Source organism: Mucilaginibacter ginsenosidivorans, assembly GCF_007971025.1.
GTDB lineage: Bacteria > Bacteroidota > Bacteroidia > Sphingobacteriales > Sphingobacteriaceae > Mucilaginibacter > Mucilaginibacter ginsenosidivorans.
This window is the reverse complement of the sequence record NZ_CP042436.1, coordinates 196,251-211,432: the sequence shown is the minus strand read 5'-3', so window position 1 is coordinate 211,432 and position 15,182 is coordinate 196,251. Positions and strand designations below refer to the sequence as shown.

The 15,182-nt window shown below is 45.4% G+C and carries 11 protein-coding genes; 4 read left to right on the top strand and 7 right to left on the bottom strand.

Annotation, left to right across the window (positions count from 1 at the left end; translation table 11 throughout):
- Positions 1-31: 31 nt before the first annotated feature.
- A complete protein-coding gene (locus FRZ54_RS00935) occupies positions 32-3,193 on the top strand; it encodes an ATP-dependent helicase (protein ID WP_147029783.1) in 3,162 nt (1,053 codons plus the stop codon).
- Between the two features lie 49 nt (positions 3,194-3,242).
- Positions 3,243-4,595 carry a M28 family metallopeptidase gene (locus FRZ54_RS00930; protein ID WP_228462592.1) on the top strand — a complete coding sequence of 451 codons (1,353 nt, stop codon included), beginning with the start codon at positions 3,243-3,245 and terminating at the stop codon, positions 4,593-4,595.
- A 62-nt stretch (positions 4,596-4,657) separates the two neighbouring features.
- Here the strand turns inward: FRZ54_RS00930 and FRZ54_RS00925 are convergent, their stop codons facing one another.
- The 3 genes from FRZ54_RS00925 to FRZ54_RS00915 are packed head-to-tail and all read right to left on the bottom strand — an operon-like array spanning position 4,658 to position 6,574.
- Positions 4,658-5,467, bottom strand: a complete 810-nt coding sequence (locus FRZ54_RS00925; protein ID WP_147029782.1) for an ABC transporter permease — start codon at positions 5,465-5,467, stop codon at positions 4,658-4,660.
- A gap of 4 nt (positions 5,468-5,471) precedes the next feature.
- Positions 5,472-6,371 (bottom strand): ABC transporter ATP-binding protein, encoded by a 900-nt coding sequence (locus FRZ54_RS00920; RefSeq protein ID WP_147029781.1) that lies wholly within the window; start codon positions 6,369-6,371, stop codon positions 5,472-5,474.
- A complete protein-coding gene (locus FRZ54_RS00915) occupies positions 6,365-6,574 on the bottom strand; it encodes a hypothetical protein (RefSeq protein WP_147029780.1) in 210 nt (69 codons plus the stop codon). Before FRZ54_RS00915 ends, FRZ54_RS00920 begins: the two co-directional genes overlap by 7 nt.
- 205 nt (positions 6,575-6,779) lie before the next feature.
- Here FRZ54_RS00915 and FRZ54_RS00910 point away from each other — a divergent pair, with 205 nt between their 5' ends.
- Positions 6,780-7,790 carry a sensor histidine kinase gene (locus FRZ54_RS00910; RefSeq protein ID WP_147029779.1) on the top strand — a complete coding sequence of 337 codons (1,011 nt, stop codon included), beginning with the start codon at positions 6,780-6,782 and terminating at the stop codon, positions 7,788-7,790.
- 1 nt (position 7,791) lies between these two features.
- Complete coding sequence (locus FRZ54_RS00905) at positions 7,792-8,517, top strand: LytR/AlgR family response regulator transcription factor (RefSeq protein ID WP_147029778.1); 726 nt, start codon at positions 7,792-7,794, stop codon at positions 8,515-8,517.
- Positions 8,518-8,579: 62 nt separating this feature from the next.
- On the opposite strand, the gene FRZ54_RS00900 is transcribed toward FRZ54_RS00905, so the two are convergent.
- From FRZ54_RS00900 to FRZ54_RS00885, 4 genes are all read right to left on the bottom strand, one after another.
- A complete protein-coding gene (locus tag FRZ54_RS00900; RefSeq protein WP_147029777.1) occupies positions 8,580-9,314 on the bottom strand; it encodes a lysophospholipid acyltransferase family protein in 735 nt (244 codons plus the stop codon).
- Between the two features lie 89 nt (positions 9,315-9,403).
- The gene (locus tag FRZ54_RS00895) at positions 9,404-10,252 is read right to left on the bottom strand and encodes an ankyrin repeat domain-containing protein (protein WP_187359717.1); all 849 of its coding nucleotides are present in this window, start codon (positions 10,250-10,252) and stop codon (positions 9,404-9,406) included.
- A gap of 32 nt (positions 10,253-10,284) precedes the next feature.
- Positions 10,285-12,747, bottom strand: a complete 2,463-nt coding sequence (locus FRZ54_RS00890) for an ABC transporter permease (RefSeq protein ID WP_147029775.1) — start codon at positions 12,745-12,747, stop codon at positions 10,285-10,287.
- A gap of 59 nt (positions 12,748-12,806) precedes the next feature.
- The gene (locus tag FRZ54_RS00885) at positions 12,807-15,182 is read right to left on the bottom strand and encodes an ABC transporter permease (RefSeq protein WP_147029774.1); all 2,376 of its coding nucleotides are present in this window, start codon (positions 15,180-15,182) and stop codon (positions 12,807-12,809) included.

Genomic DNA, 15,182 nt, shown 5'->3' with positions numbered 1-15,182 from the left:
TGGCTCTTTTACCTATCTTTACTTATATAATATGCAATCTACTCCCAATAAATATAACGAAAAATTCCTGGAGGCTTTAGCCCGGCTGAACCCCGAGCAATTGGCCGCTGTGAACCAAATAGAAGGTCCGGTGCTGGTAGTGGCTGGTCCCGGAACGGGCAAAACGCAGATACTGGCGGCCCGTATCGGGAAAATACTTTTGGAGACCGACGCCAGTGCGCACGAGATATTATGTCTTACCTATACTGATGCAGGCGCCGTGGCCATGCGCAAGCGTCTGTTCGAATTTATCGGCCCGGAAGCATACCGGGTGAACATTTATACTTTCCATGCTTTTTGTAACGAGATCATACAGGAAAACCTGGAATATTTCGGCAAGCTGAACCTGGAGCCATTATCTGATCTTGATTCGGTGTCGCTTTTCCAGGAGTTGGTGGATGATTTTCCGAATGACCATTTGCTCAAACGCTTTACCGGCGATATCTATTACGACGTGCCACGTTTAAAACAACTGTTTTCGACCATGAAACGGGAGAACTGGAACGAGGAGATGATAGGCAAGGCTGTTGAAGATTATCTCGCCGATCTGCCAAACCGTGATGAATTTATTTACAAAAGAGCAAATGCTGTAAAAGGCATCAAGGCAGGTGATCTGAAACAGAAAGAATTAGATGCTGCACGCGATGTAATGACCAAACTGCTTGCTGCGGTAAGTGAATACCAGCGGTACGATGCCAAAATGAAAACCCGGGGATTGTATGATTATGATGACATGATCATTTGGGTGCTCAAAGCTTTCCGCGAAAATGAAGAAATGCTGCGCAAGTACCAGGAACGGTACCAGTATATTTTGGTGGATGAGTTCCAGGACACCAGTGGTTCGCAAAATGAACTTTTAAAGTTTCTCCTGAATTACTGGGAGACGCCCAACGTATTTGTGGTTGGCGACGACGACCAGTCGATCTTCAAGTTCCAGGGTGCCAACATGAAGAATATCATTGATTTTGTCAACGATTATGTAGGGGCATTAGAAATGGTTGTATTGAAGCATAATTACCGCTCCAACCAGCACATCCTGGATATATCAAAAGCGCTTATCGGCAATAACCGTGAACGGCTGACGGGGCAGCTTAACCTGGATAAAGATATACAGGCTGCGCACATGAGATTTGGGGAACTGTCGGTCGCCCCGGCGATAAGGGAATACGAAAATCCGGCCCAGGAAATGGTGCACATTGCGACACAGATAAAACAGTTGGTGGATGGTGGTACTTCGCCTACAGAGATTGCGGTCATTTATCGTAATCACAGCCAGGTGGAGGAACTGCTGCATTATTTGGATGCTAAAAAGATCGCTGTAAATACGCGCCGGAAGATCGACATTCTGTCGTTGCCTTTTGGCGAGAAGATCGTCAATATCTTACGTTACCTGGCCATGGAAATGGATTCGCCGTATAGTGGTGACGAATTGCTGTTTGAGATGATGCACTATGATTTCTTCGGGATACCGCCGATTGAGATCGCCAAAGCGAGCATCGCGGTAGCAACAGAAAATTACAAAACGTCAAATAACGGGGAGCCAAAGACCTCATTGAGACGTTACATAAGCGAATTGCGCGCACCTGCTCAAACTAACCTGTTCGACAAGCCGCAGAACCAGGAGATGCGGTACCTGATGACCTATATCGACGACTTGCTTAAGGCGTCGGTCAGTGTAACACTGCAGCAAATGTTCCAGGAGCTGATCTCGAAAATGGGCATTCTCCGTTATATTATGCAGCAGCCCGATAAAGGCTGGTATATGCAGGTGCTCACTAATTTCTTTGACTTTCTGAAAGATGAAAGCCGGAAGAGCCCCGATATAACAGTGAAGGATTTGGTAAATATCATCGGCCTGATGAAAGAAAATAATATCAGGCTGCCGCTGACGCAGGTGATTTATTCGGACAACGGTGTGAATTTCCTAACGGCACACGGTTCCAAAGGCCTGGAATTTGAACATGTATTTTTAATAGGCTGTGATAAGAAGACCTGGGACAGCAAAGGACGGAACACTGGCTTTAGTCTGCCTGATACATTGACACTGGCGCCGGACGATGACATTGCCCAAAAGGAAGAATCGAGACGCCTGTTCTACGTGGCGCTTACGCGTGCGAAACAACATCTTAATATTTCGTACGCATCCAAAGACAAAAATGGCAAAGACCAGGAAGCATCGCAGTTCGTTGGTGAGATCTTAGCCGAAACGCATTTAAAGGTTGACCATCCAAAACCTGCTGAAAGCGACATGCTGGATTTTTACATGACGCAGTTCAGTGAGGAGGATAAGCCGACAGTGGAGTTGATCGACAAAAATTATATTGACCAACTGCTACAAAATTATACGCTTTCGGTTACCCACCTTAGTAATTACCTGGATTGCCCGCTGCGGTTTTACTTCCAATGCCTCATCAGGGTGCCTTCGGGAAAAAGTCCTTCGGCCACATTCGGATCGGCAGTGCACGATGCTTTAAAAAGAGCATTTCGCAAGCTGAAGGATTATGACAACGAGTTTCCCACTACCGAAGAGTTTATAAAAGATTTCAGGGCCTACATGTATCGCAACCGGGATTCATTCACAAAAGACGAGTTCAAGTTGCGGCTGGATTATGGTGACAAGATATTGCCCGCATTTTATGAAACGAACATTGTGCAATGGAACAAAGTTGCATTGGTTGAGCTTTCGATCAAAAACATCGAAATAGACGGTGTGCCGGTAAAGGGTAGCCTTGATAAAGTTGAATTTACAGGTAAGCAGGTCACGGTGGTTGATTATAAAACAGGGAAGTACAGGAACGCCAGGGAAAAACTGAAAGGCCCCACAGAGGAAAAACCTAACGGCGGCGATTACTGGCGGCAGGCGGTGTTCTATAAATTGCTTATAGAAAATGATCGTACCAAGGATTGGCAGGTGACTGGAACACAATTTGACTTTATTGAGCCTGTAAGCGAAAACGAATACATTAACGAGAAAATACTGATCGGCACGGAAGATATGGAAATCGTTCGTGGGCAAATCAGAACGGTCTACCAAAAGATACTGGCGCATGATTTTAACACAGGTTGCGGTAAGGAGGAATGCGACTGGTGCCATTTTGTTCGCAGTAATTTTAAGCAGGTAGGCGACGTGATGCAGGAGATAGAAGAACAGTAGAGACACAATACTTCGTGTCTCATTTGAATATTCAATTAATTTATCTCAGATGAAATATTACAAGCTGATACTATTTTTAATAATGACGGCCCCTGCGATGGCGCAAACCACCATCCGGCAGGACGCAGCCATCAAACAGATGACAGACGAGGTGTCAGCCAAAAACATCGAGGCGATCATCCGCAAACTGGTGAGTTTTAAATCGCGCCATACGTTGGGCGATACTGTCAGTAAAACCACCGGTGTCGGAGCTGCGCGCAATTGGATAAAATCTGAATACGAAAGATACGCAGCTGACTCGTATGGGCGTATGACGGTACAGTTTGATACTTTTACCCAACCGAAAAGTGAAAGGGTTAATCAGCCCGCGCATTTGAAAAATGTACTGGCTATATTGAAGGGTACTGATCCCAAAGATACCAGGGTATATGTAGTATCGGGGCATTATGATTCCCGCATGTCGGATGTGATGGACCCCACCGGCGACGAACCCGGCGCAAACGACGACGCGTCGGGCACGGCTGTTTCCATGGAACTGGCGCGGGTAATGGCCAAAAGACAATTTCCGGCAACCATCATTTTTATGGCAGTGGTAGGCGAGGAGCAGGGTTTATATGGTTCGACACATGTTGCAAAACGCGCCAAAGCTGAAAACTGGAATATAGACGCTATGCTGAATAATGATATCGTTGGCAATACTCACGGCATGGATAATGACCTGAAAGACAATACCAGCGTACGGGTATTCAGCGAAGGTGTACCTACCGCAGCATCGGCTAATCAAAAACAAATAGCAGGCCTCATATCACTTGGCGGCGAAAATGACAGCCCTTCACGTGAGTTAGCCCGTTACATTAAGGAAACCACAGAAAGATATGTTGACAATCTGAACGTCAAACTGATCTACCGCCGCGACCGCTACCTGCGGGGCGGCGACCATATACCTTTTTTGCAACAGGGCTACACGGCCATTCGTGTTACCGAAATGAACGAGGACTTTACCCGCCAGCATCAGAACATCCGCACCGAAAACGGCGTGGATTATGGCGACTTACCCGATTTTGTTGATTTTAACTATGCACAGAAAGTGGCCTGCATGAACCTTTCTGTTCTGGCCAGCCTGGCGCTTGCTCCCGCCGAACCGCAAAACGTTGGCGTAGTAACCAGCGGACTTAGCAATAAAACAGAATTGAAGTGGGAGGCGCCGAAAGAAGGCAAAAAGCCGGCAGGATATTATGTGCTGATGCGAGAAACGATCAGTCCCTATTGGGAGAAAAAATTCTATGTGACGGATACCCAGGCAATCTTAAATTATTCAAAGGACAATTATTTGTTTGCTGTGCAGTCTGTAGATGCCGAAGGCCATGAGAGTTTGCCGGTGGTACCAAAGCCGGTGAGGTGAGAAAATGGATCGGCATACCAGGTTCAGCATCCGACTGATCTTTAATCACCAGGCACTAATCACTATTTTACACTCTTTTTCAGCACGATAAAATAGCCAAGGATAAACACTGTTACAGCTACAATAAGGCTTACACAAATGTCTTTGGTAAACAGGTCGACGGTGATGTGCGGAATTCCCTGTCCATTATTGGTGTTATTATCTGGTTTTAGGCTCCTTATAGTCAGCATGGCATTGGAATATGGGAACAGGTAGGTGTATTTCCACTGAACATTGGCCATAATGATGCCGGCTACCGTAGCTACAAAACCAATACCCATCGGTTTAAGGAAATCGCGGAAAAGCAGGCTTAATAAGAATTGTATAGACAGTATACCCAGGCCAGACAAAAGCAGTTTGAAATAAACCTGTAGCAGTGTACTTTCGATATGGTACTCGCTGAATTTTAATTGGGGTTGAATTACGCCTAATAAATTACCGAAGCCCAGCGTAAAAAGTACGAATAGCGCAAGACATAATATGATAAGGAAAAGTGCGTAAAGATATTTGGCCGAATAAACCGACCACTTAGATAGAGGCAAGCTAAACAGGGTTTTCCATGTTTCAGCCTTATGTTCGATATTGTTTACCGAATAGGCTTCGAAAACGATCAGCATGGGTAATAATATTGACCCCATTACTACCAGTACCGGGGCCGAAAATTCGAACCAAAGCATAGCACCGGGAAGCTTTGATAATTTATCGCTATGGCTGAAAAAGCCAATAGATATCATCAGGCAAATAACGAAGGGTAAAATAACGGCACTCCAAAATGCCATTGTTTTACGCGTTTTGTAAAACTCAGACCGGAACGATAGTATAAATCCTTTCATTTGTTCAGGCTTTTTGGGTGATATCCAGGAATAGCTTTTCCAGGTCCTTTTGTACTTTTTGGATAGCGAATACCTGGAAATTGTTACGGTTCAAAAGTGAATTGATCTCGCCCATCTGTATTTTCGAAACAAAAGGCATGGTTAGATGGTCGTCCGAAATATCATTTACGGTAAGCCCCTGTTTCTTCAAAAAATTAGCCGCATCAACGATATTGGCAACTTCAATTTGTATTTGTGGCTGACTTATAGCCTCCAGGTCCTTAATGCTTCCCTGGAAAAGTAGTTCCCCCTTGTCAATAATACCTACATGTGTGGCCATCCGTTCTACCTCGGCCAGTAAATGGCTCGAAACAAAAACCGTCTTTTTGTATTGGGTGACCAGCCGTATTAAAAGTTCGCGCACCTCGATGATACCGTTCGGGTCGAGGCCGTTTGTGGGCTCATCCAATATCAGCAGCTTAGGGTCTGACAGCAGCGCCAGGGCAATACCGAGCCGTTGTTTCATCCCTAAAGAGTATTTGCCGGCTTTTTTGTTAGCGGCATCTTTTAAATGCACAAGCGCCAGCATTTCATTAACCCTGCTTTCGGGTACCTGCAACAGCAAAGCGCGGTTCATCAGGTTTTCTTTCCCCGTGAGATGACCATAAATAGCAGGTTGTTCGATAAGCGCGCCTATCTGAGACAAAATATCGATACGGTTGCTTTGCAGATCCTTATCAAAAATACGAATGCTGCCCAAGTCTGTTTTTAACAGGTTGAGCAGCAATTTTATAGTAGTGGTTTTACCGGCTCCGTTAGGTCCAAGGAAACCGTAAATACTGCCTTCCGGCACCTGGAGGGATAGTGATTTGACAACCTGCTGGTTGCCAAAGTTAAAACTTAGTCCCTGGGTATCAATTACCATACTTTTTCTTTGGCAATTGAGCAAACTGTTTTCACAAGCGTTACACCTTTATAAAAAAGTGAAGTAGCCTGGGCGGATGTTTGTCCGATATTTGTTGAAACCTTTTTTTGCTGAAACTGGTAGCCTACCCCCATCACTAAAGCAAATACCACGGGTAACAGCAGCAGGATAAATGGATTCGAGTTTGTAATCAGCTTTTTCATTGTGAGTGTCATTTTTGATAGAACAAAGGAATAGCTATTTTCTCACCCGCTAAAAAGTATTAGACCAACTGACCGGAATTGTAGATGAACGGGCATTTTTTGAAATATTGGCGTTGATCGGAAATAAAAGCCAGTTCATCGGAAAAAGGAGGAGGTAGATATAAATATTACAGTATAAACGCCATAAAATATTACATTAGATGCAGTGAAAAAAAATTGGAGCATATTCTGGCACATCTTTTTTTGGGTAAGTATTATCAGCTACTTCGTATACCTTACGCTGGACAACTCTAAAATAAGCACCAAGGAGCTTGTGGTCATTTTCGGCGTATTCAGCGCTATCAATATTGGCCTCTTTTATCTGAATTATCTTTATCTTATCCCTAAATTTCTCGATAAAAAAAAATATAGGAACTATGCATTCGCGCTAACCATTTGCATTATTGTTTTTGCTTTATTAAAATACGGGTTGGCTACCCAATTTAAAGAGATCGTTCTGCTTCATGGCGGTAAGCTAACGCCGTTTTGGACCTATATTATAAGTTCGGCTTTAACTAACGTATTCTTCCTGTTCCTGAGCACCGCCCTCAAATTTGGGGTCGATTGGTTTTTGAACGAAAGGGTACGTAATGACCTTGAAAATCAGCGTTTGGCTGCTGAACTATCTTTCCTGAAATCGCAGGTTAATCCGCATTTCTTATTTAATTCGCTCAATAGTATCTACTCACTGGCTTACCAGAAATCTGACGCGGCCCCCGAGGCTATCCTGAAGCTGTCGGAGATCATGCGGTATATGTTATATGAAAGCAATGATGGCAAAGTTGACCTGGCGAAAGAATTGCAATACCTTCAGAATTATATCGACCTTCAAAAGATACGTTTCGGTGATAAGGCGTTTATCGATTTTAAGATCACCGGCGAGGTTGGCAACCAAAAGATAGTACCTTTGCTGCTGATTGCGTTTATTGAGAATGCTTTCAAGCATGGGGTAGCCAATGACCCGTCGATTCCGATACGTTTAATGATAAACCTGGATGGTGTCAACCTTCATTTTTATATCGAAAATAAAAAGCATATGAATAACCGGGATATCGAAAGTGGCGTTGGCTTGAGTAATGTACAACGGCGGCTGCAACTTCTTTACCCCGGCAGATATAAATTGGATATACAGGACAGGCAGGATACTTATACCTGCGAACTAAGTTTAGTTTTGTAAAATGATCAGATGCCTTGTAGTTGACGACGAGCCTTTAGCGCTGCACATACTGGAGGATTACATCTCCAAGATGCCCTTTTTGGAATTGGTGAAGGCAACCACCAACCCGATAGAGGCATTACAAGTGGTGCAAGCCGGTGGGGTGGACCTGGTTTTCCTGGATGTGCAAATGCCAGAGCTTACCGGGATACAATTTCTGCGTATAGCCAATGGTAAGTCTAAAGTGATATTGACGACGGCTTACCCGCAATATGCGCTGGAGGGCTATGAGTTAGATGTGATCGATTATTTGCTGAAACCTATTGCTTTTGACCGGTTCTTTAAATCCGTACAGAAAGCACAGGCGATCATAGAGCCCGCCGTCAAGCCGGAAGTTAAGGTTGAACAAACACAGCAGCGCGACCTGCTGAGCGATTTTATCTTTGTTAAGACCGAGCATAAAATACAGAAAGTGTATTTGAACGATATTCTTTTCATCGAGGGCCTGAAGGACTATATCTCCATATTTACGCCATCAGAGCGTATCATCACCCTGCAGAATATGAAAAAGATGGAAGATGCATTACCAGAAAAGTATTTTATCCGCGTACATAAATCTTACATCGTATCTATCAATAAAATCGATAGCATCGAACGCAGCCGGATATTTATTGGTGATAAAGTAATTCCTGTAGGGGATACTTACCGTGATGAGTTTTTCAAGATAGTTGACGGGAAGAATATTTAGCTTGCCGTTTTAAGCTGGCGGTTTGTTAACATACTCACCATGTAATTCGCTCGCGCCGCAAACTATTGCCCAAGTGCTTGCTTGATCGCCGTTTCGCACGCTGACACCGACTCGTCCACGGGCTTGCCCGCAGGTTCAACCGGTGTTAACACTTCCCACGACATTGCAATAAAGGTATTCAGCGGGAACTGGCCATAGCGGACCATTTTCCAGGAGTTATCAATAGCTATCGGTACCAGCAAGGCCTCAGGGCATTTTTTCAGGAGAGTTGCAACACCTGCCGCCTGGAAGGTTTTTACCATACCGTCTTTGGAACGGGTGCCTTCGGGAAATATCACAGCGCCCCATTTGTTTTCCTTCATGCGGGTGCCCAGTTTGCCAATTTCCATAATGGATTGGCGAGGGTCTTTACGGTCGATATTAGCCGCGCCGCCATGGCGTAAATTATAGGATACCGACGGGATGCCTTTGGTCAGCTCTATTTTGGAGATAAACTTGGCGTGATATTTTCGTAAAAACCAGATCAATACCGGGATGTCGTACAAGCTTTGGTGGTTGGCTATGAAAATAATGGGTCGCCCAACAGGCAGGTTTTGATGGTTGGTAAATTTTACCGTGTTGCCCAGTAAATAATAGCTGGCTGTAAGCAGCGAATTCATTACATCAATCACCCATTTATGTGCCCGGTAGCCAAAAGCGTTAAAACATATCCATTGTACGGGATGAAATATAACCAATATCAACCCGAATGCCAGGTAATGGACGGGTGATAAAATGTAGCCGAATAGTTTTCTCATTCGGCAGCAAAGTTAGAGGTTTCACCCAATAGTTGAAGAGGTTCTGAAAGTTTGTGTTAGCTGAATGCACACTTGTGTTACCCCATCGTTCACAGGTAAGCTTCGATCAGTGCAAAGTTCTTTTTCTCTTCTTCATTGCTGGCCTCGGTTTGCATATGTATTGCCCAATCCAAAGGCGTTCCGCTATAAATTTTGTCGGTCGCGCCAAGCCCTGCACCCGCCTCCGTCAGCACTTGCACCGTATCAAGCGAACCGGAACATACTGCCTGGTGTAGCGGGGTGGCATGGCTGTGAAATCCGCTTGCGCTTTCGGGATATCCATTCGGATCAGCTCCCATGGTTAATAAAAGCCTTACCATATTCGTTTTCCCATAAAATGCGGCGGCTGCAAGGGCCGTTAACTTCTCCGCCGGGCTGGCCTTATTACATAAATGGTTAATGTCGTCCACGTACTCCAGGCATACAGCCATTGCAAATGTCAGCTTACCACCACGGTCGATAAGATGTTTTGCAGCCTCCACATTGCCATGCGCAAATGCACCCATTCCACCTCCCGGTTTAGCGCCGGCATCTATCAATATATCCATCAGGCCTATCTGTACGCCGCATTCGCGCGGTATGCGTCCTGTCGCCACCAACCCAAGTGCGTAGTCAATTTGTTCATGAAAAGTATCTTCCGCCTCCCGCTTTATCGCTTCTACAAGCAACCGGGTTATATCTGTGATATTTGGCGGAAGACCGGAATTCCGGATGGGGTTGTCAGCCACAAACCATATCAGGTATGGGTCTTTAAAATAACCATCTTCCCCGATAATAAGCCTGTTCCTTATTAAACGGGGATATTCTGTAATAAGCTTTTCCAATGTGCCGGTGTCGCCGGCGTCGAGCGCCTGCAATGCCTGTGCAAATAAGGGGTCGTTTATGTCAGAATAATTCATATACATAATGCTTCATGTCACTTTGCCGTAACCTACTCCGAACGAAGGCTCTTCACCGGGTTTGCCAGGGCAGCTTTAATGGTTTGAAAACCCGACGTCAGTAAGGCCGTTAGTAACATGCCCCCGCCGCTCAAGGCAAATATCCACCAACTTATTGGGGTCCGGTCGGCAAAGCTTTGCATCCACCTGTTCATGGCGTACCAGGCCACAGGACTGATGGTCACGAAGGACAGCGCAAGAAGCCACACCAACTCGGCTGAGAGTAATGTCGCTATCTGTGTTACAGTGGCGCCCAGCACTTTGCGGACCCCTATTTCTTTTGTCCGCTGCGTGGTGGTATATATGGCAAGTCCCAGCAAGCCAAGGCAACTTATCAAAATAGAAAGGCCTGTGGCCCAACTCAACAATGCGGAGGTATGCTGTTCATCGGTATATAGCCGGGCGATGTTTTCGTCAAAAAAGCTGTATTCAAAATCATCTTCAGGGTAAATCTGTTTCCAGGCTTTTTCCATAGCTGCAATGGCAGTTTTCCAATCATCGCCGGTTGTGGTTTGCGGTTTGAGTGCGATGTGAAATGTGCCATTAAAATAAAAGTTGGTGCTGGTCATAATGGCTACCGGTGCAATGGCAGCATGTATCGATTCTGCATTAAAATCGGCCACTACGCCGGCTATCAGCATATCGCCGGCGTTGCCATTATATTTACTGATCACTTTGCCGACAGCATCCTGCGGGCTCTTGAAACCGAGTTGTTTAGCCAATGTGTTATTAATCAGAACTGCTTTCGAGGTATCGCCGGGCCTCAAATTACGTCCTGCTAATAATTTAATATGATAAACTTTGATATAGTTCTCGTCGCCGAACCGTACACCAAAATTTTCCAGTTTGATCTCTTTTTTCCCGTCGTTATAAGTAGCCTCGGTCGAGAACAGGTCACCTGCAGCCGGCGCATCGCGACCCATGCTGATGAGTTCGATCTGCGGAATGGCTCTGAACTTATTCAGCAGCACCTGGTTCAACCGCTCCTGCCTGTTTTTCCAGGGCGAATTGACGATCAGGATAGCATCTTTTTTAAAACCGAGATCTTTGTGGGTCGCATAGTAAACCTGTTTGCTCACCAGGATGGTCGCCATAATGAAAAACTGCGCAATAGCGAATTGAGTCACCGTTAACGACTTACGCAGCATCGCGCTCCTGGTTTTGTTGCTGTTATTTTGTGCCTGGTTTTTAAGTACCGATACGGGTTTGTGGCCTGATAGCATAAGGGCCGGGTAAAAGCCGGATAGCAGGCTTACAACCACCGTCAGCAAAGCCAGGAATAAAAGTATGCCCGGTTGGCTGAACAGGTTGGCATTTACACCCGCCGGGACAAAGCCGGCAAATAATTTCAGTATCACCGGAGCCATCGCTGCTGATATGATGACGGCTGCCAGGGTAACCAGGAATGTTTCACTCAAAAACTGGAGGATCAATTGCCGGCGGGTGCTGCCCATAGTTTTGCGGATGCCGATCTCTTTGGCCCTTTGTGCCGATTGTGCGGTTGTCAAATTGATAAAGTTGATGCAGCCAAGCAATATCAGGAACAAAGCAATACCGGATAATTCCAGCAATGTCGTTTTATCCGCTACCCGACCATTAAAAGTTCCGTAAAGGTTATTGAAATGGATGTCGGCAAGTGGTTGCAAAGCAAATGTTTCTGTCACGCCCGGCCTGCTTTTATAATTCTTTTTCATGATATCGTTCAACTGCCTTTCGACACCTGCTGCAGTGGTTTGCGGCGCCAATTTCACGAAAAGCTGATACTCGGGACTTGTACCGCCCCAGTTATTCAAACGCAATTGCTCTTTGATGGACGGATTCGAAAAAGCTGTAGGGAACGAAACGAAATCATGAAAAATAAGATCGGTGTTTTGTTTGATAGTTTGAACGATGCCGCTAACCGTAGTTTTTAAGGTATCGTAAACCACGGTTCGGCCAAGCATTTGGTCGTAACTGGCGCCGGGGAAATACTTTTCTGCCTGTTCAGAAGTCAATACCACCTTGTAAGGTGCTGCCAATGCGGACGATGCCGAACCGGCGAGCCATTTGTATTCGAACAATTTAAAATAATCGCCATCGGCTACGATAACATTATCCTGTAACTTAAAACGGGCCGACTCCTTACTTCCGTTGGGAATAACTACGTTCGGTTGAAATAACCTGAAAATGGGCGCTATCTGCTGCAGCCCGGTTACCCCGTTTTTAGTTGCCCAGGGTAATGGCCCGCAAACACCGGCATTGTTGCCAGGTGAACCCTGGAAAGAAAAATTGGTTACTACCCGGTAAATACGGTCGCCATCCTTATGAAACTTATCAAAAGTAAGGTCATAGTGCACGATGAGGCAAATGACCAGCGCCGCGCTGATACCAATAGACAAGCCAATAACATTGATCAGCGTAAAAAGTTTATGCCGCCAGAAATTGCGGAATGCGATCTTGAAATAGTTCTTTATCATTAGCTTATTATTCAATTGTTCATTAGTAGTCTTATTTAAGCCGTTTTGCGAAACGTCAATCACTCACTCCTCAAACTCTTTACCGGGTTAGCCAAAGCGGCCTTAATGCTTTGATAGCTTACCGTGACCAAGGTGATGGTGATTGAACCCGCCGCAGTGGCCGCAAATAACCACCAGGGCAACCCGGTATGATAGGTATAATGTTGTAACCAGTTGTGCATGAAATAATATCCTACAGGCGTAGCTATTGCCAGCGATATGATCACAAGCAGGATGAAATCTTTGGACAGGAGGCTCCACAGGGTAAACGCAGATGCACCCAGCACTTTGCGGACGCCAATTTCCTTGGTGCGCTGTTCAGCCATAAATGATGCCATGCCGAACAAACCGAGACAACTGATGAAAATAGCCAGGCCGGCGAATGAGCTGGCTAATTTGCCGATACGCTCCTCATTATTGAATTTGTCCGCATACTCTTCATCTACGAATTTGTAGTCAAATGGCTCGCCTGGTGCATATTTCTTATAGGTAGCTTCAATGGCGGTCAGCGCATCGGCTGTACTTATTTTAGGGTTGATGCGAAGGTTGATGATACCAGCTTCTGTGGTAGGATAAAAGATCGTTGGTTTGATCGGCTCGTAGGGCGATTCGACTACCATATCTTTTGTTACGCCTAAAATGGTATAGTTTTTATCGTTCCACCCGATGACCTGCCCAACAGGATTTTTAAGCCCCATATATTTCACAGCAGACTCGTTTAGCACCAGCCCATCCTGATCGGCAACCGATCCTTTTGAAAAATCCCGGCCGGCTTTAAATTGCCAGCCTATTGTTTTCCCATATTGTGCTGTTACAGCGAAAGTTGCAAACTGATCAGAAAGATTTGGGTCTTTCCCGCTCCATTTAAAGCCTCCGCTTGTTCTGCTGCCCCGTGTTATCTGGTTGCCCGATTCCGCCACTTCAGCAATGGCGCCTGCCTGTAACAGGTCGTTCCGAAAAGCGCCGATATGACGATGGAGGGTTTCTGAATAGGGCCTGACCATCACCAACCCTGCCCGATTATACCCAACAGGCCGGTTTTTGACAAACTGAACCTGGCGAAAAACGACGATAGTGCCTATGATCATGATGACGGAAAATGTGAATTGAGCTACCACAAGTGCTTTCCGCGGAATACCTGCCATACTGCCCAACCGGAAAACGCCTTTCATCACCTTTACCGGCTTGAAAGAAGATAGATAAAAAGCAGGATAACTGCCTGCAAACAGGCCGCTTAAAGCGGCGAACCCAATACCGCACAACCAAAATACAGGGTCAGCCCAAAGAATAGATATTTGTTTGCCCGCAAGATTGTTAAAGAAAGGAAGTACAAGCTGTGTTAAAAAAAGGGATACGGCAAAAGCTAAGAGAGCTGTCAATAATGACTCGCTTAAAAATTGCAAGATCAGCTGACCCTGCAACGAGCCCATTGCTTTCCGGATACCCACTTCGCGGGCACGTTTTTCAGACCGGGCAGTACTCAGGTTCATGAAATTTATGCAAGCCAGCACCATCACAAAGATGCCGACAATACCGAAAAGCCATACATACTTTATGTCGCCGCCTGCACTCACCCCGTTATTGAATTCGGAATACAAGTGCCAGCGACTCATGGGATAAAGGAAGATTTCTGGTTTAAATTGCTTTCCGTCGCCGTCTTCATTGTCAAATTTGATGTTTTTTATTTTCGACGATACCGAGGCCATATCACGCGCTGTAGCGACCTGTGCAAAAATCTGGAAGGAATTCTGATTCCAGTCGCTTTCAGCCTGGGTGACATCTGGTGTACGGGCATATATCGCCCATGGGGCTATAAATGATATATTACTAAGCGAGGTATTGGCGGGTAAATCCTGGTATACACCCGCTATCTTTAGGCTGGACGTATCCAGTTTGATCACTTTATCGGCGACATTTGTATTACCGAAGATTGCTTTTGCGACAGATTGGGACAATAAAATTGACGCGGGGTCCTTTAGCCCGTTCCTGTTGCCGCTAAGCATCTTTAATGTCAGCATTTCAGGCGCGTCCGGTTCCATAAAATTACCTGAAATAGATAGGTTTTTATCTTTGAACGAGATCAGATGAGGATTGGTCCAGGATGATAATATCACGTATTTAAAATCGCTGGCATAAAGGTGGCGGAGTTGATATGCCACCGGAATGGGCATTGCTTTTAAGCTGCTTATTTCACCATTCGTTGTTTGATTTTGCATCACGCGAGCTATGCTTTCATAGTTTTTATGATACCTATCGAACGAGAGTTCGCTCCAAATCCAAAGGCCGATCAACATAGATACCGTCATACCAACTGACAGGCTGATGATGTTAATGAATGAATGCACCTTGTTCTTTACAAGGTTACGCCAGGCCACTTTTAAATAATTCTTTATCAT

Coding starts and splice junctions, on each gene's coding strand:
- FRZ54_RS00935 (WP_147029783.1), top strand. CDS start 32: ATGCAATCTACTCCCAATAAATATAACGAAAAATTCCTGGAGGCTTTA.
- FRZ54_RS00930 (WP_228462592.1), top strand. CDS start 3,243: ATGAAATATTACAAGCTGATACTATTTTTAATAATGACGGCCCCTGCG.
- FRZ54_RS00925 (WP_147029782.1), bottom strand. CDS start 5,467: ATGAAAGGATTTATACTATCGTTCCGGTCTGAGTTTTACAAAACGCGT.
- FRZ54_RS00920 (WP_147029781.1), bottom strand. CDS start 6,371: ATGGTAATTGATACCCAGGGACTAAGTTTTAACTTTGGCAACCAGCAG.
- FRZ54_RS00915 (WP_147029780.1), bottom strand. CDS start 6,574: ATGAAAAAGCTGATTACAAACTCGAATCCATTTATCCTGCTGCTGTTA.
- FRZ54_RS00905 (WP_147029778.1), top strand. CDS start 7,792: ATGATCAGATGCCTTGTAGTTGACGACGAGCCTTTAGCGCTGCACATA.
- FRZ54_RS00900 (WP_147029777.1), bottom strand. CDS start 9,314: ATGAGAAAACTATTCGGCTACATTTTATCACCCGTCCATTACCTGGCA.
- FRZ54_RS00895 (WP_187359717.1), bottom strand. CDS start 10,252: ATGAATTATTCTGACATAAACGACCCCTTATTTGCACAGGCATTGCAG.
- FRZ54_RS00890 (WP_147029775.1), bottom strand. CDS start 12,747: ATGATAAAGAACTATTTCAAGATCGCATTCCGCAATTTCTGGCGGCAT.
- FRZ54_RS00885 (WP_147029774.1), bottom strand. CDS start 15,182: ATGATAAAGAATTATTTAAAAGTGGCCTGGCGTAACCTTGTAAAGAAC.